This window comes from Staphylococcus sp. 8AQ, assembly GCF_902506595.1.
In the GTDB taxonomy this organism is placed as follows: Bacteria; Bacillota; Bacilli; order Staphylococcales; family Staphylococcaceae; genus Staphylococcus; species Staphylococcus pasteuri.
Genome location: NZ_LR733871.1, coordinates 1014370 through 1039328, shown reverse-complemented (window position 1 = coordinate 1039328; position 24959 = coordinate 1014370). Strand labels below are relative to the sequence as shown.

24 protein-coding genes and 1 pseudogene are annotated in these 24959 nt (G+C 31.3%); 20 read left to right on the top strand and 5 right to left on the bottom strand.

Annotated elements, in window-relative coordinates:
- Positions 1–3 precede the first annotated feature (3 nt).
- The 13 genes from GVY01_RS05050 (at position 4) to GVY01_RS04990 (ending at position 12363) form a co-directional block, all read left to right on the top strand.
- A complete protein-coding gene (locus GVY01_RS05050; RefSeq protein ID WP_017637919.1) occupies positions 4–366 on the top strand; it encodes an Asp23/Gls24 family envelope stress response protein in 363 nt (120 codons plus the stop codon).
- A gap of 100 nt (positions 367–466) precedes the next feature.
- Positions 467–853 carry a transcription antitermination factor NusB gene (gene nusB / locus GVY01_RS05045; RefSeq protein WP_017637920.1) on the top strand — a complete coding sequence of 129 codons (387 nt, stop codon included), beginning with the start codon at positions 467–469 and terminating at the stop codon, positions 851–853.
- An 18-nt stretch (positions 854–871) separates the two neighbouring features.
- Positions 872–2209, top strand: a complete 1338-nt coding sequence (xseA, locus tag GVY01_RS05040) for an exodeoxyribonuclease VII large subunit (protein WP_017637921.1) — start codon at positions 872–874, stop codon at positions 2207–2209.
- Positions 2202–2432, top strand: a complete 231-nt coding sequence (locus GVY01_RS05035; protein WP_017637922.1) for an exodeoxyribonuclease VII small subunit — start codon at positions 2202–2204, stop codon at positions 2430–2432. Before xseA ends, GVY01_RS05035 begins: the two co-directional genes overlap by 8 nt.
- Positions 2410–3291, top strand: a complete 882-nt coding sequence (locus tag GVY01_RS05030; RefSeq protein ID WP_017637923.1) for a polyprenyl synthetase family protein — start codon at positions 2410–2412, stop codon at positions 3289–3291. Before GVY01_RS05035 ends, GVY01_RS05030 begins: the two co-directional genes overlap by 23 nt.
- A gap of 300 nt (positions 3292–3591) precedes the next feature.
- Entirely contained in the window at positions 3592–4044 is a 453-nt protein-coding gene (gene ahrC, locus GVY01_RS05025) for a transcriptional regulator AhrC/ArgR (protein ID WP_017637924.1), read from the top strand.
- A 15-nt stretch (positions 4045–4059) separates the two neighbouring features.
- A complete protein-coding gene (gene recN, locus GVY01_RS05020; protein WP_017637925.1) occupies positions 4060–5739 on the top strand; it encodes a DNA repair protein RecN in 1680 nt (559 codons plus the stop codon).
- Between the two features lie 214 nt (positions 5740–5953).
- Positions 5954–7381 carry a dihydrolipoyl dehydrogenase gene (gene lpdA, locus GVY01_RS05015; RefSeq protein WP_017637926.1) on the top strand — a complete coding sequence of 476 codons (1428 nt, stop codon included), beginning with the start codon at positions 5954–5956 and terminating at the stop codon, positions 7379–7381.
- Positions 7382–7397: 16 nt separating this feature from the next.
- The gene (locus GVY01_RS05010) at positions 7398–8399 is read left to right on the top strand and encodes a thiamine pyrophosphate-dependent dehydrogenase E1 component subunit alpha (RefSeq protein ID WP_017637927.1); all 1002 of its coding nucleotides are present in this window, start codon (positions 7398–7400) and stop codon (positions 8397–8399) included.
- Positions 8392–9375 carry an alpha-ketoacid dehydrogenase subunit beta gene (locus GVY01_RS05005; protein WP_017637928.1) on the top strand — a complete coding sequence of 328 codons (984 nt, stop codon included), beginning with the start codon at positions 8392–8394 and terminating at the stop codon, positions 9373–9375. The genes GVY01_RS05010 and GVY01_RS05005 overlap by 8 nt, the downstream gene beginning before the upstream one ends.
- 12 nt (positions 9376–9387) lie before the next feature.
- Positions 9388–10680, top strand: a complete 1293-nt coding sequence (locus tag GVY01_RS05000; RefSeq protein ID WP_017637929.1) for a dihydrolipoamide acetyltransferase family protein — start codon at positions 9388–9390, stop codon at positions 10678–10680.
- A gap of 241 nt (positions 10681–10921) precedes the next feature.
- Entirely contained in the window at positions 10922–11359 is a 438-nt protein-coding gene (brxB, locus tag GVY01_RS04995; RefSeq protein WP_017637930.1) for a bacilliredoxin BrxB, read from the top strand.
- 14 nt (positions 11360–11373) lie between these two features.
- Positions 11374–12363, top strand: a complete 990-nt coding sequence (locus GVY01_RS04990; protein ID WP_029055306.1) for an aromatic acid exporter family protein — start codon at positions 11374–11376, stop codon at positions 12361–12363.
- 82 nt (positions 12364–12445) lie between these two features.
- Here GVY01_RS04990 and GVY01_RS12605 read toward each other — a convergent pair.
- Positions 12446–12556, bottom strand: a pseudogene (locus GVY01_RS12605) (hypothetical protein); the annotation flags it as partial.
- Between the two features lie 155 nt (positions 12557–12711).
- Between GVY01_RS12605 and GVY01_RS04985 the strand changes: the two are divergent.
- The 3 genes from GVY01_RS04985 (at position 12712) to GVY01_RS04975 (ending at position 17155) form a co-directional block, all read left to right on the top strand.
- Positions 12712–13833 carry a M20/M25/M40 family metallo-hydrolase gene (locus tag GVY01_RS04985; RefSeq protein ID WP_017637933.1) on the top strand — a complete coding sequence of 374 codons (1122 nt, stop codon included), beginning with the start codon at positions 12712–12714 and terminating at the stop codon, positions 13831–13833.
- Positions 13834–13911: 78 nt separating this feature from the next.
- Entirely contained in the window at positions 13912–15321 is a 1410-nt protein-coding gene (gene gndA / locus GVY01_RS04980; RefSeq protein WP_017637934.1) for an NADP-dependent phosphogluconate dehydrogenase, read from the top strand.
- 187 nt (positions 15322–15508) lie between these two features.
- Positions 15509–17155: a glycoside hydrolase family 13 protein gene (locus tag GVY01_RS04975; protein ID WP_017637935.1), complete on the top strand. Its 1647-nt coding sequence runs from the start codon at positions 15509–15511 to the stop codon at positions 17153–17155.
- Positions 17156–17228: 73 nt separating this feature from the next.
- Here the strand turns inward: GVY01_RS04975 and GVY01_RS04970 are convergent, their stop codons facing one another.
- Positions 17229–18098 carry an AraC family transcriptional regulator gene (locus GVY01_RS04970; RefSeq protein WP_017637936.1) on the bottom strand — a complete coding sequence of 290 codons (870 nt, stop codon included), beginning with the start codon at positions 18096–18098 and terminating at the stop codon, positions 17229–17231.
- 231 nt (positions 18099–18329) lie between these two features.
- Positions 18330–19814: a glucose-6-phosphate dehydrogenase gene (gene zwf / locus GVY01_RS04965; RefSeq protein WP_017637937.1), complete on the bottom strand. Its 1485-nt coding sequence runs from the start codon at positions 19812–19814 to the stop codon at positions 18330–18332.
- A gap of 298 nt (positions 19815–20112) precedes the next feature.
- Between zwf and rnz the strand changes: the two genes are divergently transcribed.
- Positions 20113–21033: a ribonuclease Z gene (rnz, locus tag GVY01_RS04960; RefSeq protein WP_017637938.1), complete on the top strand. Its 921-nt coding sequence runs from the start codon at positions 20113–20115 to the stop codon at positions 21031–21033.
- A gap of 50 nt (positions 21034–21083) precedes the next feature.
- On the opposite strand, the gene proC is transcribed toward rnz, so the two are convergent.
- Positions 21084–21896: a pyrroline-5-carboxylate reductase gene (gene proC / locus GVY01_RS04955; protein ID WP_017637939.1), complete on the bottom strand. Its 813-nt coding sequence runs from the start codon at positions 21894–21896 to the stop codon at positions 21084–21086.
- 105 nt (positions 21897–22001) lie between these two features.
- Here proC and GVY01_RS04950 point away from each other — a divergent pair, with 105 nt between their 5' ends.
- Positions 22002–22763 carry an SDR family NAD(P)-dependent oxidoreductase gene (locus tag GVY01_RS04950; RefSeq protein ID WP_017637940.1) on the top strand — a complete coding sequence of 254 codons (762 nt, stop codon included), beginning with the start codon at positions 22002–22004 and terminating at the stop codon, positions 22761–22763.
- A gap of 84 nt (positions 22764–22847) precedes the next feature.
- On the opposite strand, the gene GVY01_RS04945 is transcribed toward GVY01_RS04950, so the two are convergent.
- Positions 22848–23756, bottom strand: a complete 909-nt coding sequence (locus tag GVY01_RS04945; protein WP_017637941.1) for an aldo/keto reductase — start codon at positions 23754–23756, stop codon at positions 22848–22850.
- A gap of 82 nt (positions 23757–23838) precedes the next feature.
- On the opposite strand from GVY01_RS04945, the gene GVY01_RS04940 reads away from it, so the two are divergent.
- On the top strand, positions 23839–24381 hold the full coding sequence (locus GVY01_RS04940; protein ID WP_017637942.1) for an NUDIX domain-containing protein: 543 nt from the start codon (positions 23839–23841) through the stop codon (positions 24379–24381).
- Positions 24382–24485: 104 nt separating this feature from the next.
- Positions 24486–24944, top strand: a complete 459-nt coding sequence (gene fur, locus GVY01_RS04935; protein WP_017637943.1) for a ferric iron uptake transcriptional regulator — start codon at positions 24486–24488, stop codon at positions 24942–24944.
- Positions 24945–24959 lie beyond the last annotated feature (15 nt).

Here is a 24959-nt window from a genome sequence, read left to right as displayed (position 1 = left end):
ACAATGGTCAATGTTGCAGATTATTCTCATACAAATTTAGGCAAAATCGAAATTGCTCCAGAAGTTTTATCTGTTATTGCAAGTATTGCCACATCAGAAGTAGATGGCATTACAGGACATTTTGCAGAACTTAAAAATACTAACTTAGAAAAAATTAGTCGTAAAAATTTAAATAGAGATTTAAAAATAGATGCAAGAGAAGACGGTATTTATATTGATGTTTATTGTGCACTTAAGCATGGTATCAATATCTCCAAAACCGCAAATCAAATTCAAACTGCTATTTTTAATCAAATATCAACAATGGCAGCCATTGAACCACAACAAATTAATGTTCATATTACTCAAATAGTAATAGAAAAATAAATATTAACTTAAGATAGGTACTTGTTCAGAGATTTTAAAATTAAAATAATATTTCTCAACAGTACCTTGTCTTTTATAAATACGTTTGAAGGAGTAATTTATGAGTCGTAAAGAATCAAGAGTCCAAGCTTTCCAAACTTTATTTCAATTAGAGATAAAAGATACAGATTTAACAATTAATGAAGCTATAAACTTTATCAAAGATGATTATCCAGATTTAGATTTCGATTTTATTCATTGGCTTGTAACTGGAGTTAAGGATCATGAACCTGTTTTAGATGAAAAAATAAAACCATACCTTAAAGATTGGTCACTTGAAAGATTACTAAAAACAGATCGTATCATCTTACGTATGGCAACATTTGAAATTTTGCATAGTGAAACTCCAGCAAAAGTAGTCATTAACGAAGCCGTAGAACTAGCTAAGCAATTTAGTGATGACGACCATTATAAATTTATCAATGGTGTATTAAGTAATATAAACTAATAAAATTGAGTGATAATTATGACTGATTACTTAACAGTTTCAACATTAACCAAATATATTAAATACAAATTTGATCAAGATCCACATTTACAATCAGTTCTAATCAAAGGCGAGTTATCCAATTTCAAAAAACATTCTAGCGGCCACTTATATTTTAATGTGAAAGATAAAGAAAGTGTCATAAGTGCAATGATGTTTAAAGGTAGTGCGTCAAAACTTAACTTCGAACCTAAAGAAGGCGACGAAGTTTTATTAGAAGCACGAGTCTCTGTTTATGAGCGTAGAGGTAACTATCAAATTTATGTTAATAAGATGCAGTTGGATGGAATAGGCAATTTATATCAAAAATTAGAAGAACTCAAAAAGAAACTTTCAAAAGAAGGTTATTTTGATAATAATAATAAAAAAGCTATTCCTAAATTCCCTAAGAAAATTGCGGTATTAACAGCAAGTACAGGAGCAGCTATTAGAGATATACATTCAACAATTAATAGTAGATATCCTTTAGTTGAACAAGTACAAATAAGTACACTCGTACAGGGACAACAAGCAAAAGAAGACATTATAGAGAAAATTAAATATGCTGATAGTCTTGATGTTGATACAATTATAGTTGGTCGTGGCGGTGGTTCCATTGAAGATTTATGGAACTTCAATGAAGAAGAAGTTGTTAAAGCAATCTTCGAATGTGAAACACCTATTATTTCTGCAGTTGGACACGAAACAGATTTTACATTAAGTGATTTTGTAGCGGATGTACGCGCTGCAACGCCAACTCAAGCTGCTGTCATGGCAACGCCAGACCAGTATGAATTATTGCAACAAATCAAACAATATCAATTCACATTAACTAGACACATTAAACAATATGTCGAACAGCAAAAGAAACATCTTGAGCATTTGTCATCATATTATAAATTCAAACAACCATCTTTATTATATGATCAACAAATTCAAAAAAGAGACGATTTAGAAAAGCAATTAAAACAAAAATTAACGATTAAATTAGAACAACAACAACATCAACTCAATTTATTAAAGCAACGATTTAATCCTAAACACTTACAAACATCTATTATTAGAAATCAGCAACAAAATGATCAATTCAAATCTCGTCTGTCACAAAAGATGAATTATGATTTAACTCAATATAAAAAAGAACTTAAATCTAAGCTAGAACAACTTAATCAGTTAAGTCCAACAAATACGATGTTACGTGGTTACGCTATTGTTAATAAAGATGACAATGTTATAACTAGTACTAAAGATATGTCTGAAAATGATGACATAGTATTAACTATGAAAGATGGTCAAGTCGACGCCATTGTTAAGAAAGTAAGGTGTAATGATGAGTAAAGAAAAACAAAGCTTTGAAGAAATGATGCAAGAATTAGAAAGTATCGTACAAAAATTAGATAATGAAACCGTCTCATTAGAGGAATCTTTAGATTTATATCAAAGAGGAATGAAACTATCTACAGCGTGTGACTCAACATTAAAAGATGCCGAGAAAAAGGTAAACAAATTAATGCAAGAGGAAAACGAGGAGCAAGATAATGAAGAATCTACAAATGAATGATTTAATTAATGAGATTAATATCGCTCTAAAAGAAACTATTCCACAGTCGAATTTAAATACTGATTTAGAGGAAAGTATGCTTTATTCACTTAATGCAGGCGGCAAAAGACTCCGTCCAGTTCTCTTACTTCTTACATTAGATATGTTAGAGGTAGATTACCAAAAAGGAATGCAAACTGCTTTAGCATTAGAAATGATTCATACATATTCGCTTATTCATGATGATCTTCCAGCGATGGATAATGATGATTACCGTAGAGGTAAACTAACAAATCATAAAGTATATGGCGAATGGAAAGCAATTTTAGCAGGTGACGCACTTTTAACAAAAGCTTTTGATCTAGTATCGAATGACACAAATATAAACGATACAACTAAAATCAAAGTCATCCAACGTTTAGCATATGCTAGCGGACATTTAGGCATGGTCGGTGGACAAACTCTTGATATGCAAAGTGAAGACAAAGCAATAGATTTATCAACTTTAGAAGCAATTCACCGAACAAAAACAGGCGCACTATTAACTTTTGCAATTATGAGTGCAGTAGATATTGCTCATACTGACGAACAAACTTCAGAAATGTTAAACGAATTTAGTGATCATTTAGGATTAATGTTCCAAATTAAAGATGATTTATTAGATATCTATGGTGACGAACAAAAATTAGGTAAAAAAGTTGGTAGTGATTTAGAAAATGATAAAAGTACGTATGTATCACTATTAAATAAAGACGGTGCAGAAGAAAAGTTAAATTATCATAAAAATGAAGCACTTAAATCTTTAGAAAATATTAATGATAAATATGATACTTCTAACTTAAAACAAATCGTAGAATTATTTTACAATCGAGATCACTAAACCATTTAGTACTTATAATAATTTTTCAATAAGAGGTTAACAGAAATTACATTCAATTTTTGTTAACCTTATTTTATGTTTTAATTAGAATCTCACTGTCGTTATACAATAAATATTCACTATATTTCTAAAATGCATATAATTAACTATTAATTAATTTATCTTCAGTTGTTATTACATCATTATCATCATGCCTATTGAACTTAATTTATAGTAGTATTTCGAATGGTGATGAGTAGTAGATATGAAATGCATATGTTAAAATAATTGTATAAATATTCGTAACTAGAGGTGTTAATTTTGCCAAAGAAATCTGTAAGACATATAAAGATTAGAGAAATTATTTCGAATGAACAAATTGAAACACAAGATGAATTAGTAAAACGTTTAAATGAATACGAACTTAATGTAACACAAGCAACTGTTTCACGAGATATTAAAGAACTACAATTGATCAAAGTTCCTGCTGCTTCAGGTCAATACGTATATAGTTTACCAAATGATCGTAAATATCATCCTTTAGAAAAATTAGGAAGATATTTAATGGATTCATTTGTAAATATAGAAGGAACTGGAAATCTTCTTGTTCTCAAAACATTACCAGGTAACGCCCAATCTATAGGCGCAATTTTAGATCAAATCGATTGGGAAGAAGTATTAGGAACAATTTGTGGTGATGATACTTGCCTTATTATTTGTCGTAATGAAGAAGCAAGTGAAGAAATTAAAACTAGAATTTTCAATTTATTATAAGGATGCGATGAATTTATGTTACAAACCTTATCAATAAAACAATTTGCAATCATCGATGAATTAGAAATTCAATTTTCAGATGGTTTAACTGTTTTAAGTGGTGAAACTGGTGCAGGTAAATCAATCATTATCGATGCAATTGGTCAACTCATTGGTATGCGAGCTTCATCAGATTATGTTAGACACGGTGAAAAGAAAGCTATAATTGAAGGTATCTTTGATATCGATAACAGTAAAGATGCAATTCATGTCTTACAAAATCTAAATATTGATATTGATGAAGATTTTTTATTAGTAAAGAGAGAAATTTTTAGCTCAGGTAAAAGTATTTGTAGAATTAATAATCAGACAATCACTTTACAAGATTTAAGAAAAGTGATGCAAGAATTATTAGATATTCATGGTCAACATGAAACACAATCTTTATTAAAGCAGAAGTATCACTTACAGTTACTCGATGATTATGCTGGCGACCAATATAGTCAGTTACTTTCAGAATATCATAATGTATTTAATCAATATAAAGCAAAACGTAAAGAGCTTGAGGAATTAGAATCAGCCGACCAAGCATTATTACAAAGATTAGATTTAATGAAATTCCAATTAGAAGAGATAACTGAAGCTTCATTAAAAGAAGGTGAAGTTGAGCAGTTAGAAACAGATATAAAAAGAATTCAAAACTCAGAAAAATTAAGTCTTGCTTTAAATAATGCACATTTAACACTAACTGATGAAAATGCTATCACTGATCGATTATACGAATTAAGTAATTTTCTAAATGAAATTAATGATATTGTTCCAGATAAATATGTAAAATTAAAAGAAGAAGTGGATCAATTTTACTATACTTTAGAAGATGCAAAACATGAACTATACGATGAAATGACAAATACAGAATTTGATGAGCAAATGTTAAATGAACTAGAATCACGTATGAATTTACTTAATAATCTAAAAAGAAAATATGGTAAAGATATTTCTGAACTCATCGCATACCAAGGTAAGTTAGAAAATGAAATAAGTAAAATTGAAAATTATGAAGAAAGTACTTCACAATTACGCGAGGAAATTAACGATTTATATAAACAAGTGATTAAAATAGGTAAATCATTATCAGGAGAAAGACGAAAAGTTGCAAGAGAATTAAGAGACCACATCGTCGCTGAAATTCAAAATCTCCAAATGAAAGACGCTAATCTTGAAATATCATTCAAGCCCTTAGATGAACCTAATATCGAAGGTATAGAATTTGTAGAATTTTTAATCAGTCCTAACAAAGGCGAACCTCTAAAAAGCTTAAATAAAATAGCTTCAGGAGGCGAATTATCTAGAATTATGTTAGCGTTAAAAAGTATATTTGTTCAATCTAGAGGACAAACTGCTATTTTATTTGATGAAGTTGATTCTGGAGTATCTGGTCAGGCAGCCCAAAAAATGGCAGAAAAAATGCGTGATATTGCTGAATATATTCAAGTTATATGTATTTCTCACTTACCACAAGTTGCAACAATGAGTGATCATCATTTACTTATTTCTAAACAGACAACAGAAGATCGTACGACGACTCAAGTAAAAGAATTAGAAGATGATGATAGAATTGATGAAGTTGCACGTATGATTTCGGGAGCTAGCGTAACTGATCTTACCCGAGAAAATGCAAAAGAAATGATTGCTCAAAATCAAAGAAAATCATAAACTTTGAAATTTCTTTTAAACAAATAATGTGTTTAGTCACTTTTTATTCAAAAAAATGAACATTTTAGAATTTCTAAAATGTTTTAACTGATGTAAAATATTAAAGTATTGTTTTATTTGAGAGAACGTTAGATAGTTAATAACAATTTATATGAGAATATTCAATAACACATGTATATTGAATTTCTCTATACATAGAGTTAGGAGTAAGCAAATGTCTGAAAAACAATATGATTTAGTAGTACTCGGTGGAGGAACTGCTGGTTATGTGGCAGCAATTCGTGCATCACAACTTGGTAAGAAAGTTGCAATTGTAGAAAAGTCTCTTTTAGGTGGTACATGCTTACATAAAGGTTGTATCCCTACAAAATCATTACTAAAATCTGCAGAAGTCTTCCATACAGTGAAACACGCTAAGCAATTTGGGATCGAAGTTCCTGAATATAGCCTTAACTATGAACGAATATTAGAAAGAAAAGACGAAATTGTCAATCAAATGTATCAAGGTGTACAACATTTGATGAAACAAAACCATATCGACATTTATAATGGAACTGGACGCATATTAGGTGAGTCTATCTTTTCACCACAAAGTGGAACTATCTCAGTAGAATTTGAAGATGGCGAAAATGAAATGATTCCTAATCAATTTGTATTAATAGCTACCGGTTCAACTCCTTCAGAATTGCCATTTTTACAATTTGATCATCAAGTTATTTTATCTAGCGATGATATCTTAAAAATGGATCAATTACCTAATAGTATAGCTATTATAGGTGGGGGCGTAATTGGATTAGAATTTGCCTCATATTTAACTGATTTAGGTGTTTCAGTTACCGTAATTGAGGCTAATGAGCGTATTTTACCGAATGAAAGTAAACAAATTGCTAAAACAATTAAGAATGAGCTCGAAAATCGAGGAACTAAGTTTTTTGAAAATGTTGCCTTAGATAATCAAAGTGTTTCTATTAATGATGAAACTAATGAAGCAACAATTAAAATTAATGATGAACAAATCACTGTTGAACGTATCCTATTATCAGTTGGTAGAAAGCCTAATACAACTGATATTGGACTTAATAATACTAAAATTAAATCAACAGAATCTGGTCACATTATTACGAACCAATATCAACAAACTGAAGATAAACATATATATGCAGCAGGTGATTGTATTGGTAAACTTCAGCTTGCTCATGTTGGTTCTAAAGAAGGTATAGTGGCAGTTGAACATATGTTTGATAATGCTCCACTTCCAGTTAATTATGATTTAATGCCAAAATGCATTTACACTTATCCTGAAATTGCATCAATTGGTAAAAATTTAGAACAAGCTAAAAATGATAATATTAAAGCCAAGAATTTTAAAGTATCTTTTAAAGCAATTGGGAAAGCCATGATTGATTCAATTGATAATCAAAATGGTTTTTGTGAAATCATTATTGATCAAGAACAAGATGAAATTATTGGACTAAATATGATAGGTCCACATGTAACTGAGTTAATTAATGAAGTATCATTACTACAATTTATGAATGGGTCTTCATTAGAACTCGGATTAACTACACATGCCCATCCATCACTTTCTGAAGTATTGATGGAACTTGGACTAAAAGTTGAAGACAGAGCAATTCACGTATAATTAGGGAGGAAATGACATGATTGACTATAAGTCAGCAGGCCTTACAGAAGAAGACCTAAAAAATATGTATAAATGGATGGATCTTGGCAGAAAACTGGACGAAAGACTTTGGTTACTCAATAGAGCTGGGAAAATTCCTTTCGTTGTTAGTGGTCAAGGACAAGAAGCAACTCAAATAGGAATGGCTTACGCTATGAAACAAGGTGATATATCTTCTCCTTATTATAGAGATTTAGCTTTCGTAACATATATGGGTATTACACCTTTAGATACGATGTTAGCTTCTTTCGGTAAAAGAGATGATGTTAATTCAGGTGGTAAACAAATGCCATCCCACTATAGTCACAGAGAAAAGGGGATTTTATCACAAAGTTCACCCGTGGCTACTCAAATACCACATTCAGTTGGTGCAGCTTTAGCTTTAAAAATGGACAACAAACAAAACATAGCAACTGCAACAGTTGGTGAAGGTAGTTCAAACCAAGGTGATTTTCATGAAGGTTTAAATTTTGCAGGTGTACATAAATTACCTTTTGTTTGTGTCATTATTAATAACAAATATGCTATTTCTGTTCCAGATTCTTTACAATATGCTGCTAAAAATCTATCAGATAGAGCAATAGGTTATGGTATGCATGGAGAACAAGTTGATGGTAATGATCCAATAGCTGTATATAAAGCGATGAAAGAATCGCGTGATCGCGCACTTAACGGAGAAGGTGCTACACTAATCGAAGCCGTAACTTCTCGAATGACTGCTCATTCATCTGATGATGATGATAAATATAGAACACAAGAAGAACGTGATGGATTAAAAGAAGCAGATTGTAATATTCATTTTAAAAACCATTTATTAGATTTAGGAATTATTGATGACGCTTGGTTAGCAGAAATTGAAGAGGAGCATAAACAAATCATTAATCATGCTACTAAAGCTGCTGAAGAAGCACCATATCCTTCTGTAGAAGAAGCTTATGCCTATGTTTATGAAGAAGAAGGGAGTATCAATCATGACTAAGATGACTTATTTAGACGCGATTCGCCAAGCTCAAGATGTAGCTATGGAAAAAGACCAAAATACTTTTATTCTTGGAGAAGATGTTGGTAAAAAAGGTGGCGTATTCGGTGCTACTCTTGGTCTACAAAGTAAATATGGTAAAGAACGCGTCATTGATACACCTTTAGCAGAATCTAATATAGTTGGTACAGCTATTGGTGCTGCAATGTTAGGTAAACGTCCTATTGCAGAGATTCAATTTGCCGACTTTATTTTACCTGCAACAAACCAAATTATTAGTGAAGCTGCAAAAATGCGTTATCGTTCAAATAATGATTGGCAATGTCCAATTACTATAAGAGCGCCTTTTGGTGGTGGCGTGCATGGTGGTTTATACCATTCACAAAGTATTGAAAGTATTTTTGCATCAACACCAGGTTTAACAATCGTTATCCCTTCATCTCCATATGATGCTAAAGGATTATTATTGTCTTCAATTGAATCAAATGATCCAGTACTTTTCTTTGAACATAAAAAAGCATATCGTTTCTTAAAAGAAGAAGTACCAGAAGAATATTATACAGTTCCTTTAGGTAAAGCTGATGTAAAACGTGAAGGTGATGATATCACTGTATTTTGTTATGGTTTAATGGTTAATTATTGCTTACAAGTTGCCGATATTCTTGCAGAAGATGGTATCAATGTAGAAGTTGTTGATTTAAGAACTGTTTATCCATTAGATAAAGAAACAATCATTGATCGTGCTAAGAAAACAGGAAAAGTACTACTAGTAACTGAAGATAACTTGGAAGGTAGCGTAATGTCAGAGGTTTCAGCTATTATTGCTGAAAATTGCTTATTCGAATTAGATGCACCAATCATGCGTTTAGCAGGTTCTGATGTACCATCAATGCCATTCTCTCCAGTATTAGAAAACGAGTTAATGATGAATCCAGAAAAAATACAAGCGAAAATGCGAGAACTCGCAGAATTTTAAGGAGGCTTAATAATGGATATCAAAATGCCAAAACTAGGCGAGAGTGTACATGAAGGTACTATAGAACAATGGCTAGTATCTGTTGGCGATTATGTTGAAGAATATGAACCGTTATGTGAAGTAATTACTGACAAAGTAACTGCTGAAGTGCCTTCTACTGTTGCAGGTACAATTACTGAAATAGTTATTAGCGAAGGTGAAACAGTAGAAATTAATACTGTTATTTGTAAAATCGATTCACCTAATGAAAATAATGTAGAAAATACTTCTAATGATAATAAACAACAAGAGAAAACTGAAAACACTCAAGTAAATCATCAAGATACACAATCTAGTGTCCAACAAAACTCGACATCAAAAGAAAACTCAGACAAACCTAAAAATAATGGACGATTTTCACCAGTAGTATTTAAATTAGCTTCTGAAAATCAAATCGATTTATCACAGGTTACGGGTACAGGTTTTGAAGGTAGAGTTACAAAAAAAGATGTATTAGCTTATATTAATAATCCAACTGAAAATCAAACTAATAACAATCATGCACAACCACAAAATGAACCAAAATCAACTACTATACCTAATCATTCACAAGATCAAATCGAATCTACTCAAAATGCAATGCCAGTGAATGGTGTGCGTAAAGCGATTGCTCAAAATATGGTTACAAGTGCTACTGAAATTCCACACGGTTGGATGATGATTGAAGCTGATGCAACTAACCTAGTGAAAACTAGAAATCACTTTAAAAATAGCTTTAAGAAAAATGAAGGTTATAATCTTACATTCTTTGCTTTCTTTGTAAAAGCAGTAGCGGATGCATTAAAAGCTTATCCAATGTTAAACAGTAGTTGGAATGGTAACGAAATTAAAATTCATAAAGATATTAATATTTCTATAGCAGTAGCTCATGAAAATAAATTATTCGTTCCAGTCATTAAACATGCTGACGAAAAATCAATTAAAGGTATAGCAAGAGAAATTAATGAACTTGCTCAAAAAGCTAGAAATAACAAATTAACTCAAGAAGATATGCAAGGTGGAACATTTACAGTGAATAATACTGGCTCATTCGGCTCAGTATCTTCTATGGGTATTATTAATCATCCTCAAGCTGCTATATTACAAGTTGAATCAATCGTTAAGAAACCTGTTGTTATCGATGATATGATTGCAATTAGAAGCATGGTTAATTTATGTATTTCTATTGATCATAGAATTTTAGATGGCTTACAAACTGGTCAATTTATGAATCATATTAAGCAACGTGTTGAACAATATACTGTAGAAAATACAAATATTTATTAAACTTACTATATAGTTAACTCTATACAATAACATTACCGTTCATAAGGTCAGAATGATTAAAAGATATTTAGATTTATAAAGCAAGAGTAAATTCAACTATAAGATTAGGCATAAATGCTTTCATATGTTAGGAAGTATTTATGCCTATTATCATATAGGTTAATCAAGCATGTTGAAGTATGTAACTATAATTAGTAAAATAAAGACAGTAAATTAAAAAAATGAAAGGTGATTCTAATTTATGGATTTAAATTTTGATTTATATATGAATGGAGTCGTAGATCAAGCTAGAAATGAAATTGAAGAAGCTGGTTATGAACAATTAACTACAGCAGACGAAGTAGATAAAGTTTTAAAACAAGATGGCACAACATTAGTTATGGTTAATTCTGTATGTGGTTGTGCGGGTGGTATTGCTCGTCCTGCGGCTACACATGCACTTCATTATGATAAATTACCTGATAGACTCGTAACAGTGTTTGCTGGTCAAGATAAAGAAGCAACACAACAAGCAAGAGATTATTTTGAAGGTTATGCACCATCAAGTCCTTCTTTCGCACTTATTAAAGATGGTAAAATCACTGAAATGATTGAACGTCATCAAATCGAAGGACATGATGTAATGAATGTCATTAGTCAATTACAAGGATTATTTGATCAATATTGTGAAGAAAGATAAGAGGTCATAATTAGATGCTCAAGTTAAATCCTTATAAGATTGGATTTAGAACACTCAAGACAGCTGTTGGTATGACTCTAGGCGTTATTATTTGTAAACTACTAGGCCTTGATAATTATGCTTCAAGTGCGATCCTAGTAGTTCTTTGTATAAAACATACAAAAATGCATTCTTTAACTGCTATTATTTCACGTTTAGTATCTTGTTTATTAATATTATTTTTAGGTTCTGCAATATTTTCCATACTTGGACAACACGCAATTGTGTTAGGTTTAATAGTATTGCTATTTATACCGTTAACAGTTGTATTGAATGCACAAGAAGGTGTCATTACAAGTTGTGTTATTTTATTACACGTTTTTAATGCTAAAACAATCGATGGACATCTTATAATAAATGAAATACTATTACTCATTGTTGGGCTAGGTATAGCATTTATTATGAACTTAATGATGCCAAGTTTAGATAAAACATTAAAACGCTATAAAAATGACATTGAACACCAAATTACTGATGTATTTATTGCATTTGACAAAGCTTGCAAACAACAAAACCATGACCTAAATATAACGTTCGAACCACTGGTTTTAAATATTAAAAAAGCAAAATCTTTAGCTTTTAGAGATGTTAAAAACCACTTCGTGAGAAATGAAAACTCATATTATCATTATTTTGATATGCGAGAAGAACAAGTTGAATTATTAAAACGAATGAAATTTTTAATAGAAAATATTCAAACTAAAGATCCTATTTTAGAGCATATTTCACAATTGCTTTGTGAAATTGGTCATAACGTCAATAGTAATGATTATACTGCTTTAAGATTACATTCCTTATATGAAATACGACTATCATTAGATGAATTACCTTTACCAACATCACATCAAGCACTCAATTCACGTGCTAATATCATTCAGTTGTTAAATGAATTAGAAGAATATTTGAATATTAAATCTCACTTTGGTTCATTAAAAATGCATAGTGAAATTAAGAACTTCGCATAAAAAACTAATAAGTATATTAAAAAATAGCCAGTGGCATATATGCCACTGGCTACTTCTATTAAGAACATCTTTTAATATCAGATTAATTCATCATAGGAACTAAACTTGTAAGTAGTAGTGCTAAAACTACAGCAACCAACATAACAATAATAATAATACGTAAAACTTTATTCATCATAAGGTGTTCCTCCAATTGCCTAATACATATTAAATTGCGTCTTAATTTAATACGAAATCTAATTATAAGATAACATTATATGATTTAAATCGAGAATGCAATCAATTTATTTTTGATATATTCAGAATTCAGTTAAACTATAGTTATATGATTAAGGGGGAATATTAAAGATGAATAAAGAACGTCTCTTAAATACATTTTTAGAATTAGTAAAAATTGACTCAGAAACTGGACATGAACAAGTCATCCAACCCATTTTAAAAGAGAAATTTGAATCACTTGGTTTAGAAGTTAAGGAAGATCAAGCAAGTGAAACAGAAGGATTAGGTTCTAACAATCTTGTTTGTACATTAAGAAGCAATTTATCAGATAAAGATGTTCCGAAGTTGTATTTTACAAGCCATATGGACACAGTTGTGCCAGGAATTAAAGTTCAACCTAATGTAGCGGATGATGGCTATGTATACTCAGATGGAACAACAGTTTTGGGGGCTGATGATAAAGCAGGTTTAGCCGCTATCATAGAGGCAATCACTACAATTAACGAACAAAATTTATCACATGGACAAATCCAATTCGTTATTACTGTAGGTGAAGAATCAGGATTACTTGGTGCCCAAGCACTAGATACTTCTTTATTAGATGCTGATTTTGGCTATGCAATTGATGCGAGTGTTGACGTTGGAACTACAGTTGTTGGTGCGCCAACACAAATGAAAATCAACACAACGATAAAAGGGAAAACCGCACATGCTAGTACGCCAACAGAAGGTATAAGCGCTATAAATATTGCAGCTAAAGCGATTAGTAAAATGAAACTTGGTCAAATTGATGACTTAACAACTGCTAATATAGGTAAGTTTCATGGTGGTTCTGCTACTAATATAGTGGCTGATGAAGTTGTTATAGAGGCAGAAGCACGTTCACATAATGAACAAAGTATTGAACAACAAGCTCAACACATGAAAGATACTTTTGAACAAACTGCAAGTGAACTTGGAGGTCAAGCTCAAGTAGAAATCGAGAAAAGTTATCCTGGTTTCAAAATTAGTGATGATGCCGAAGTAACCAAATTTGCTAAAGCAAGTGCAATTAGTTTAGGTCTTAAAGGTGATACTGTTATTTCTGGTGGTGGATCAGATGGTAGTATTATCAATACTTATGGAATACCGTCTGTCATTTTAGGTGTTGGTTATGAAAATATCCATACTACTAGTGAAAGAATAGCAGTAAAAGACCTTAATTTATTAACAAATCAAGTTCTAAAAATAATTGAACTCGTAGCAGAATAGCACGGTCAATTTAGTGAAGTAAATACTTAATTTGTGATACAATACTATTGAAATATTCGAATAAGAGAGGTAAGTAATATGACACAACAAATAGGTGTAGTAGGTTTAGCCGTAATGGGTAAAAACCTTGCATGGAACATCGAATCACGTGGTTACAGTGTATCTGTTTATAACCGTTCAAGACAAAAAACAGATGAAATGGTAGAAGAATCAAAAGGAAAAAGTATCCACCCAACATATTCATTAGAAGAATTTGTTAATTCTTTAGAAAAACCCCGTAAAATTTTATTAATGGTTAAAGCCGGACCTGCTACTGATGCAACAATAGATGGTTTATTACCTTTATTAGATGACGATGATATTCTTATTGATGGCGGTAATACTAATTATCAAGATACAATCCGTCGTAATAAAGCTTTAGCTGAAAGTGGTGTTAACTTTATTGGTATGGGTGTATCTGGTGGAGAAGTTGGTGCCTTAACTGGTCCTTCATTAATGCCAGGTGGACAAGAAGATGCATATAATAAAGTTAGTGATATCCTTGATGCTATTGCAGCGAAAGCTCAAGATGGTGCTTCTTGCGTAACTTATATTGGACCAAATGGTGCTGGACACTATGTAAAAATGGTTCATAATGGTATTGAATATGCAGATATGCAATTAATTGCTGAAAGTTATGCAATGATGAAAGACTTATTAGGTATGAGTCATACAGAAATTTCTCAAACTTTCAAAGATTGGAATGCAGGAGAACTTGAAAGTTACTTAATTGAAATTACTGGTGATATTTTCACTAAATTAGATGAAGATAACGAACCTTTAGTTGAAAAGATTCTAGACACAGCTGGTCAAAAAGGTACTGGTAAATGGACTTCTATTAACGCATTAGAATTAGGAATTCCTTTAACAATTATTACTGAATCAGTATTTGCTCGTTTCATTTCATCTATCAAAGAAGAACGTGTAAATGCATCAAAATCACTAAATGGACCAACTGCTTCATTTGATGGCGATAAACAAGAATTCTTAGAAAAAATTAGAAAAGCTTTATACATGAGTAAGATTTGTTCATACGCACAAGGTTTTGCTCAAATGAGAAAAGCAAGTGAAGATCATGAATGGAATTTAAAATTAGGCGAGCTTGCAATGATTTGGAGAGAAGGTTGCATTATTCGTGCTCAATTCTTACAAAAAATTAAAGATGCCTATGATAACAATCCAAACCTTGAAAACTTATTATTAGATCCTTACTTCAAAAATATCGTAACAGATTATCAAGACGCTTTAAGAGACGTTGTTGCAACAGGAGTTAAAAATGGTGTTCCAACACCAGGTTTCTCTGCAAGTGTAAACTATTACGATAGTTATCGTTCAGAAGATTTACCTGCTAACCTTATCCAAGCACAACGTGACTACTTCGGTGCTCACACTTATGAACGTAAAGATCGTCAAGGTGTATTCCATACACAATGGGTTGAAGAAGAATAAATAAATTATTTTAACGTCTTACATACATATGTAAGGCGTTTTTTATAATCTTTTTATTACTCCCAAAGATATAAGTAACTGATTTACTATATAAAATAAATATTTTGACGACGTTTCATTTTAAAGATAAAATAATTACTAAAGAAACCGGTTTCATTACAAAATATTAATAGAGGTGTGTTTTCAAATGACAAAAAATTGGTGGAAAGAGGCAGTAGCATATCAAGTATATCCAAGAAGTTTCAAAGATAGTAATAATGATGGTATCGGGGATTTACCAGGTGTTATTGAGAAATTAGATTACTTAAAAGACCTAGGCATTGATGTCATTTGGTTAAGCCCAATGTATAAATCTCCTAATGATGATAATGGGTACGATATTAGTAACTATCAAGATATAATGGATGAATTTGGTACAATGGATGATTTTAATCGTTTATTGGAAGGCGTTCATCAAAGAGGTATGAAATTAATACTTGATTTAGTTGTTAATCATACTTCTGATGAGCATCCATGGTTTATCGAATCTAAATCAAGTAAGGACAATCCTAAACGTGATTGGTACATTTGGGAGGACCCGAAAGAAGATGGCTCCGAACCAAATAACTGGGAAAGCATTTTTAACGGGTCAACTTGGGAATATGATGAGCATACTGGGCAATACTATTTCCATCTATTTAGTAAAAAACAACCAGATTTAAATTGGAATAATAAAGAAGTAAGACAAGCTGTATTCGATATGATGAATTGGTGGTTTGAAAAAGGTATCGACGGCTTTAGAGTTGATGCTATTACGCATATTAAGAAAACTTTTGAAGCAGGTGATTTACCAGTACCAGAAGGTAAAACATATGCGCCGGCATTTGATGTAGATATGAACCAACCTGGTATTCAAGATTGGTTACAAGAAATGAAAGATGAATCATTATCTCAATACGATATTATGACTGTTGGAGAAGCAAATGGTGTAACACCAGATAATGCCGATGAATGGGTTGGCGAAACTAATGGTAAATTTAATATGATTTTCCAATTTGAACATCTAGGTTTATGGAGTACAGGAGATTCACAATTTGATGTTACTGCTTATAAAAATGTATTAAATCGTTGGCAAAAGCAACTAGAAGGTAAAGGTTGGAACGCGCTCTTTATTGAAAATCATGACCAACCTCGTCGTGTGTCCACATGGGGTAATGATAGTCAATATTGGTACGAATCTGCCACTAGCCATGCTGTTGTCTATTTCCTTCAACAAGGCACGCCGTTTATTTATCAAGGTCAAGAAATTGGTATGACAAATTATCCATTCGAAAGTATAGAAACCTTTAATGATGTTGCAGTTAAAAACGAATACCAAATCGTTAAAGAAAATGGTGGAGATGTTAATCAATTATTAGATAAGTATAAAATGGAAAACAGAGATAATTCACGTACGCCTATGCAATGGAATAGCAATAATTATGCCGGATTTACCAATGTAGAACCATGGTTTCCAGTCAATCCAAATTATAAAGAAATCAACGTTGCTGACCAATTAGAAGATGAAAATTCTGTTCTAAATTTTTATAAATCATTAATTCAATTAAAAAAATCAGCTGATATTTACACATACGGTCAATTTGATTTAATTGATGCTGATAATCCAAATATATTTGCTTATACTAGAACGCTTGATAACGAAAAAGTATTAATTGTTGGTAACTTAACTGATAAAGAAAGTAAACTTAATTTAGATGACGACATCAAAGTATTCGATATATTACTTCACAATTATGATACTGATGTTAATTTTGATAAGATTCAACCTTATGAAGCTTTTGTGCTTAAAATTTAATTATATTTAATGAAAAACATGCCTTTAATACTGACATATAGTCATTATTAAGGGCATGCTTTTTTATACATTTTCAATTGTCATAATCATAATTTTCTTGTTCTACAGGTAACCACAGTTGTATTTTTGTAAAAGGATCATCAAATGATATATCTAATGGGTATACCTCCACATATAAACTATCTCTTTGATAAGGTAAAGTTAATTGCAAACTTGTTTCAATATAATACCAAGCTTCATTCACCGTATAATCAATTTCACCTTGTAAATTAAACTTAGCATAATGCCTACCAGGTAGGAATCTACTTTCTAAATGAGCAGGGTATCGTTCACTTGGTACACCTACAAAAATTTCTAAACCAGAATCAAGAGGGCAACTTATGACGAATAATTCAAATGGACTTACATCATTATAACGCTGTAACTCTTTTAATTGACCATCTAACAACAAATCTTCTAAAAAATCAGGAACATTAAAAGGATTTGATAAATCCTTAGCGTCAATATAACGTGCATATCCAACTAACGAAATATCATCAGTCTTTTCATGTCTATATGGATAAGGTGCTCTTTCTGTAGTTGTCAATTTTATATAAATTCGTTCTTGCATTTTGAGTTCATCTTTTTTAGTTGATGCTTGAATTGGTGAAACGCCATGAAAATCACTAAAGTCATTTGCAAAATCATTTGAATTTGCATATCTATACTTTTTAGCAACATCTACCAAGCGACTCGCACTATGTTTAACATCTATAGCAGCTAATGTGAGTTTTCTTGCCCGTGCATACGCCTCTGGTGATAACCCTACAATCATTTTAAAAGATTGTTCAAGGTGAAAGGGGGAGAGACCAACGTAATCACTTAATTCTTGCAAATTAAACGGCTCAAGTAGACGGTCTTCGATATAAACAATTGCCTGTTGTATTTGCTTGATAACGTCCAATATATTCACTCCAATTATTTTCAATCATTAACTTTTATTCTACATTATTTTGACTAAATATACACCTGAAAGCCTATCAATAAATCAAATTAATAAAAAAGTGAACGACTATAGAAACTGAAATGTTGATGAACTCAACTCACTTGTTTGGAGATAAGATATCAAACATCACAGTTATACTATAATCATTCACTATTTGATTTATTTAGTCACATTTTCAATTTAAACTTTTTATTGAATATCGTCCCACCAATGATTACCATCTCTACTTAGTAGTAAGTCACTTTCTAATGGACCGTTCGTACCAGATTCATAGTTAGGGAATTCTGGTTCCACCATTGACCATTGTTCTTGAATAGCATCAACAAATTTCCAAGTTGATTTAAGTTCTTCCCAATGAGTAAAGTTAGTTGGATCGCCTTTAAGACAATCGAAAAGTAAATTTTCATATGCATCAACTGTATTCATTTTATCTTGTGCACCCATAGCATAAGAAAGTTGTACAGGTTCTGTATCAATGCCTTGAATGTTTTTCTTAGCATTTAAATGTAGTGATACACCTTCATTTGGTTGAATATTAATAACTAATAAGTTTGAATCTAATAATTTGTCAGTTTGATAATATAAGTTCATTGGAACTTCTTTAAATTCTACAACGACTTGAATCGTTTTAGATTTCATGCGTTTACCAGTTCTAATATAGAACGGTACGCCTGCCCATCTAAAGTTGTCGATAGTTAATTTACCAGATACAAATGTAGGTGTAATAGAGTCTTCTGCAACACGATCTTCATCGCGATAAGCTTTAACTTGTTTACCATCAATTACTCCTTCGCCATATTGTCCACGAACGAAATTCTTTCTAACATCTTGTGGACGTAATTGACGCAATGATTTTAATACTTTAACTTTTTCAGCTCGTATATCCTCACTATTCAAACTAATAGGGGCTTCCATAGCTAATAAAGCAACCATTTGTAACATATGGTTTTGAACCATATCTTTTAAAGCGCCACTAGATTCATAATAGCCGCCACGATCTTCTACACCTAAAATTTCTGAAGATGTTACTTGAATATTAGAAATATATTTATTATTCCAAAGAGGCTCAAACATTGCATTAGCAAAGCGTAATACCTCAATATTTTGAACCATATCTTTACCTAAGTAATGGTCTATACGATAAATTTCTTCTTCTTTAAATGAACGACGAATTTGATTGTTTAGTGATTCTGCTGATTTTAAATCACTACCGAATGGTTTTTCAATAACTAAACGTTTGAAACCACTAGTATTAGTTAATCCAGATGATTTTAAATAATCTGAAATGACTCCGAAAAACTGTGGCGCCATAGCAAGATAAAACAGACGATTACCTTTTAAACTGAATTGAGTATCTAATTGATTACTAAACTCTAGTAATGATTGATAACTTTCTTCATCACTCACATCATGTTTATGATAAAACACATGTTCCATGAATTCATCAATTCGTTGTGTTTCTTTAACGTGATTTTGGATTGACGCTTTAACTTGTTCACGGAATGTATCGTTACTAATATCACGACGTCCAATCCCTATAATAGCTATATGTTCATCTAAGTTGTCTTGTTGGAAAAGATGGAAAATGGAAGGGAATAACTTTCTATGACTTAAATCACCAGTTGCTCCGAAAATTGTAATTAAACAAGGTATGTGTTTTTGTTTTGTACTCAAGAATAAAACCTCAATTCTATAAAAGATATATGATTATTATATTATATGATAAAGAAAACTTATGGTCATATAATATGCTTTATTAAAGTTCATAAGCAATTTATCATTTAAATAAATGATAATCGATATCATACATATTTACCAAATTATACGACTCACAAACATGTGTAAAACTATGATATGAAATTAAAACTAATACGTTGTACTCAAATGGAATATTGATAATTATATTTTATTTCTTATTATAAAAATTGTCATTATATATGATAGAATGAATCGAAGAGAGGGAGGTGTGAGCATGGAAGTCACATTTTTCGGTACTAGTGCCGGACTACCAACTAAAGAGAGAAATACGCAAGCAATTGCTTTAAATCTAGAACCCTATTCCAATTCAATTTGGTTGTTTGATGTAGGAGAAGGTACCCAACATCAAATTCTTCATCATTCAATAAAATTAGGTAAAGTTGATCATATTTTTATTACTCATATGCATGGAGATCACATTTTTGGGCTTCCAGGATTACTAACGAGTAGGTCCTTTCAAGGTGGAGAAAATAAACCTCTTACATTAATTGGACCTAAAGGAATACAACAGTATGTAGAAACAACATTATCGTTGTCAGAATCACATCTCAATTATCCAATTACATACATAGAAATCGATGAACGTTTAGATTATCATCATGACGGTTTTACAGTACATGCTGAAATTTTAAATCATGGGATAACGTCATACGGTTATCGATTAGAAACACCTACAACACCTGGAACTATAGACGTAGAATCACTTAAATCAATTGGTCTCGAGCCTGGCCCTAAATATCAAGAAGTTAAAATGAATGATACTTTTGAATTTAATGGGAAGATATACCAATCTGATCAGTTTAAAGGAAATGCTAAATCTGGACCAATCGTTGCTATTTTTGGGGATACCAAGCCATGTCATAACGAACATATTATAGCGAAAGATGCAGATGTTATGGTACATGAGGCAACATATATTGAAGGGGAAAAGACGCTCGCAAATAGCTATCATCATAGTCATATAGATGATGTCTTTGAACTGATGCGCCAAGCAAATGTTAAACAAAGTTTGATAACACATATGAGCAATAGATATACAAAAGAATATATTGATGAAGTTTATAATGAGTTGAAAAATACCACAGACACACCTAACTTTACATTCGTTAATGATTTTGACTCATTCAAAATTTAAATTTAAAACGCCACAGAGACAAATTCTGCGGCGTTTTAGTATATAATAAATTAATCTTCAGTTTTAGATAATTCAACACTGCGATCAACAGCTGCACTTAAACAATCCTCGAAAATAGCTACTAAGTCATATTGAGATAAGGCATCTAAACCAGCTTGTGTTGTACCACCTTTAGAAGTAATATTCTTTCTTAATTGTTCCATACTTAAATCTGAACGTTCAATCATCTTACTCGTACCTATAATTAAATTACGTATAGACTCTTCAACTTGATCTTTTTCCAAACCTAATTCAGTACCTGCTTTAACATATTGTTCAAATACATGATATAAAAATGCAGGTCCGCTTCCAGTTATAGCTGTTACCTGATGTAAATGGTTTTCTGAAACTTCAATAACTGAACCAAATGCGTTAACTAATTCATTAACTTCATCTTTAGATTTAGGACCGAAATTGTTAGAGTAACTTATACCTGTTACAGAATGACCTACTTGGGCATTAGTATTAGGCATAATACGTGCTAAAGGATTATTAGTATTCAATTGTTCTCTAATATAATCAATTGATAATCCAGCCATAATAGAAATAAAACGGTTATTTTCTGTAATTGAATCTTTAATTCTCTCAGCTAAAGCTTCAAAATCATGGGGTTTAGTGCCTAAAAATACGTAATCTGCATCTTTAAGTAATGCTTCATCATCATAACTATAATTGACACCTAATTTTTCAGCAAAATCTTTTAAAGCTTTCTCGTTAGACTTATTAGTTAAATAAATGTCATTAGGATCTAAATTACTAGAGTTTATTATACCTGTAAAAATCGCTTGTGCCATATTACCAGCACCATAAAATACAAGTTTCATATACTTCACATCACCTTCATTTTAATTATAAAATAATGATACTTTAAGAATATAAATATATAGTAACATAAATTGTAAACGGTATATACGAAGGAGGGATTAAACATGATAGGACAACATTATATAGTTACAGGAGGAACAAGTGGACTGGGATTAGAAATTGTACATCAACTTATTAAAAGAGGTGCTAAAGTAACAATTCTTGCACGTAATATTGAAAAATTTCAGCAAATCAATTTTGGTTCTCAATCCTATTTGGTTGATGTCTTAAAATGTGATTTACAAAATCAAAATGATATTAGGGCTTTATCGAATAAAATTAAATCTCCAATTCATGGACTAGTGTATAGTTCTGGTTTAGGATATTTTAAATCTTTATCGGCTCATACAACCGATGAAATCATAGAAACGTATAATATAAATATCATTAGCTTCAATTTACTTTTTAAAATACTAAAACCTCATCTAGTAGAACACGCACATATTATAGGCATTTCAAGCCAAGCTGCTTTTGTCACACAAGCGCATGCAGCACATTACGGTGCATCTAAGGCTGCTTTTAACCAAATTCTTAATGCTTTACGATTAGAAGAACCACATCTCCATGTGATGACTGTTAACCCAGGTCCAATCGATACACCTTTTCATCAAAAAGCTGATCCGTCATTATCTTATTTTAATCAATATCGCTCAATCATGATTAATTCGAAACAACTAGCTTCTAGAATAGTAGAAGGTATCATTTTAGAGAAAGAAGAAATTAACCAACCATCATGGATGCACAATATGTTAAAACTATATCAATTAGCTCCAAGATTTTTAGAGAAACATTTTTCTTCATTGTTTAAGAATAAAACGAATCACTAAGTAAATAGAATATAATTCATAAAAGAAAAAGAGCCATTAATCAATGTTATATGACATCAATTAATGGCTCAAACTATAATTAATTTATTTTAAATGTTGTGTATACTGTAAGTCTTTCACACGTTCTCTTGCAGCTTTAATTTGATCTAAGCTAACATCTTTATAGTAGTTCTTAACATTTTCTTCTAATTGTTCAACACTACTTGCACCAACAATGATTGAACCTAATGCATCATGAGAAGTTAAGTAATTAAATGAAAGGGCAGTAAGGTTACTTTCAATTTCTTTAATAGATGCAATTGTTTCTCCTAACTCATCATTTGTATAATCGAAAATACCATCAGCAAACTTTTTATCCAATGCATTATTACTATTAGATGTTAGTAATCCTTTAAATACAGGACCTCTAGCTAATACTTTAACTTGCTTTTCGTGAACATCATCTAATAGACTTTCGGGACGATTATCGATTAGATTAAATTGAGACATCAATGTTTCAATTTGACTATGTTTTAAGTAGTAGTCTATAACGTTAGGGCGAATAGAAGATATACCATATGCTCGAATGACACCTTCTTGTTTTAATTCATCAAATGCACTGATTGTCTCATCTAATGGATCGTCTATAGTACCACCATGTAATTGATATAAATCTAAATGATCTAATCCAAGACGTTGTAATGAACCTTTTACGCCTTCTTTAATATGCTTTTTAGATGGGTCCCAAGTGATATTACCATCCTCAGTGAGTCGATTTCCAACTTTTGTACCGATGACAATATCATCTCGATTTTGATATTGTTTCAATGCTTTGCCAACGATTTCCTCATTTATACCTTGATCATACATATCTGCAGTATCAAAATAAGTAATACCGTTTTCGATTGCACTTTCAATAATAGGTTGGGCATTTTTAAAATCAGTACCTAAACTCATACAACCTAAACCTAACTCAGAAATTTCTAAACCACTTTTCAAAATATTCTTTTGCATGTAGTTTCTCCTTTCGATACACTTTAACTAACGCATTAAGTTTATCAATTTATTAAAACATTTAAAAGGACCGTGATTATAAATGGAATTTAACGAAAAAACGATAGATAGAACTGTGATTTATAATGGTAAAATTATAGATTTAGAAATCCACGATGTTGAATTACCCGATGGACAAACATCTAAACGTGAATTGATTTATCATAACGGCGCAGTTGCAATATGTGCAGTTACTCCTGAAAATGAAGTATTACTTGTAAAACAATTTAGAAAACCAGTAGAAAAACCACTACTTGAAATACCTGCGGGTAAATTAGAAAAAGATGAAGAACGTGAAGAAGCAGCAAAAAGAGAACTTGAAGAAGAAACAGGATACATTGCTAAAGATTTACAGTATGTTACTGATATGTATGGTTCTCCTGGCTTTTCAAATGAGAAATTAACGATTTATTTTGCTGATAATTTAGAAGTAGGCGAAATGAATCTAGATGACGATGAATTCGTTGAAGTTCATAAATTCTCAATTGAAGAAGTGAGAAAAGCCTTGCAAAACGCTGAAATTGAAGATGCGAAAACAATTATCGCACTTCAGCATCTATTATTAAATTATAATCATTCTAAATAATAAAGGAATATCCTTGCGTTTTATTGAGAATACTGGTAATTTATATTGTGAATCATACTTTAGATTAAAATGATTATAATTCTTAGTAGAGGAGTGAGGCTTCCGTGGAAGAACGATTAAATCGCGTGAAGCAACAATTACAACAGTCTTCATATAAATTAACTCCACAACGTGAGGCTACTGTAAGAGTTCTAATAGAAAATGAGAAAGACCATTTAAGTGCCGAAGATGTATATTTAAAAGTTAAAGATAAATCTCCAGAAATAGGTTTAGCAACTGTATATCGTACCTTAGAATTATTAGCAGAATTAAAAGTTTTAGATAAAATCAATTTTGGTGATGGGGTTGCACGTTTTGATCTACGTAAAGAGGGCGCTAAACATTTCCATCACCATTTAGTTTGTATGGAATGCGGTAAAGTAGAAGAAATTGAAGAAGACCTATTACCAGAAGTTGAAAATCGTGTTGAAAAAGAATTTAACTTCAAAATTTTAGATCACCGCTTAACTTTCCACGGTGTATGTTCAGATTGCCAAGCTAAAAAGCAATCCGAACAGAAATAATAAAGATTATTCTCA

Coding starts and splice junctions, on each gene's coding strand:
- GVY01_RS05050 (WP_017637919.1), top strand. CDS start 4: ATGGTCAATGTTGCAGATTATTCTCATACAAATTTAGGCAAAATCGAA.
- nusB (WP_017637920.1), top strand. CDS start 467: ATGAGTCGTAAAGAATCAAGAGTCCAAGCTTTCCAAACTTTATTTCAA.
- xseA (WP_017637921.1), top strand. CDS start 872: ATGACTGATTACTTAACAGTTTCAACATTAACCAAATATATTAAATAC.
- GVY01_RS05035 (WP_017637922.1), top strand. CDS start 2,202: ATGAGTAAAGAAAAACAAAGCTTTGAAGAAATGATGCAAGAATTAGAA.
- GVY01_RS05030 (WP_017637923.1), top strand. CDS start 2,410: ATGAAGAATCTACAAATGAATGATTTAATTAATGAGATTAATATCGCT.
- recN (WP_017637925.1), top strand. CDS start 4,060: ATGTTACAAACCTTATCAATAAAACAATTTGCAATCATCGATGAATTA.
- lpdA (WP_017637926.1), top strand. CDS start 5,954: ATGTCTGAAAAACAATATGATTTAGTAGTACTCGGTGGAGGAACTGCT.
- GVY01_RS05010 (WP_017637927.1), top strand. CDS start 7,398: ATGATTGACTATAAGTCAGCAGGCCTTACAGAAGAAGACCTAAAAAAT.
- GVY01_RS05005 (WP_017637928.1), top strand. CDS start 8,392: ATGACTAAGATGACTTATTTAGACGCGATTCGCCAAGCTCAAGATGTA.
- GVY01_RS05000 (WP_017637929.1), top strand. CDS start 9,388: ATGGATATCAAAATGCCAAAACTAGGCGAGAGTGTACATGAAGGTACT.
- brxB (WP_017637930.1), top strand. CDS start 10,922: ATGGATTTAAATTTTGATTTATATATGAATGGAGTCGTAGATCAAGCT.
- GVY01_RS04990 (WP_029055306.1), top strand. CDS start 11,374: ATGCTCAAGTTAAATCCTTATAAGATTGGATTTAGAACACTCAAGACA.
- GVY01_RS04985 (WP_017637933.1), top strand. CDS start 12,712: ATGAATAAAGAACGTCTCTTAAATACATTTTTAGAATTAGTAAAAATT.
- gndA (WP_017637934.1), top strand. CDS start 13,912: ATGACACAACAAATAGGTGTAGTAGGTTTAGCCGTAATGGGTAAAAAC.
- GVY01_RS04975 (WP_017637935.1), top strand. CDS start 15,509: ATGACAAAAAATTGGTGGAAAGAGGCAGTAGCATATCAAGTATATCCA.
- rnz (WP_017637938.1), top strand. CDS start 20,113: ATGGAAGTCACATTTTTCGGTACTAGTGCCGGACTACCAACTAAAGAG.
- proC (WP_017637939.1), bottom strand. CDS start 21,896: ATGAAACTTGTATTTTATGGTGCTGGTAATATGGCACAAGCGATTTTT.
- GVY01_RS04950 (WP_017637940.1), top strand. CDS start 22,002: ATGATAGGACAACATTATATAGTTACAGGAGGAACAAGTGGACTGGGA.
- GVY01_RS04945 (WP_017637941.1), bottom strand. CDS start 23,756: ATGCAAAAGAATATTTTGAAAAGTGGTTTAGAAATTTCTGAGTTAGGT.
- GVY01_RS04940 (WP_017637942.1), top strand. CDS start 23,839: ATGGAATTTAACGAAAAAACGATAGATAGAACTGTGATTTATAATGGT.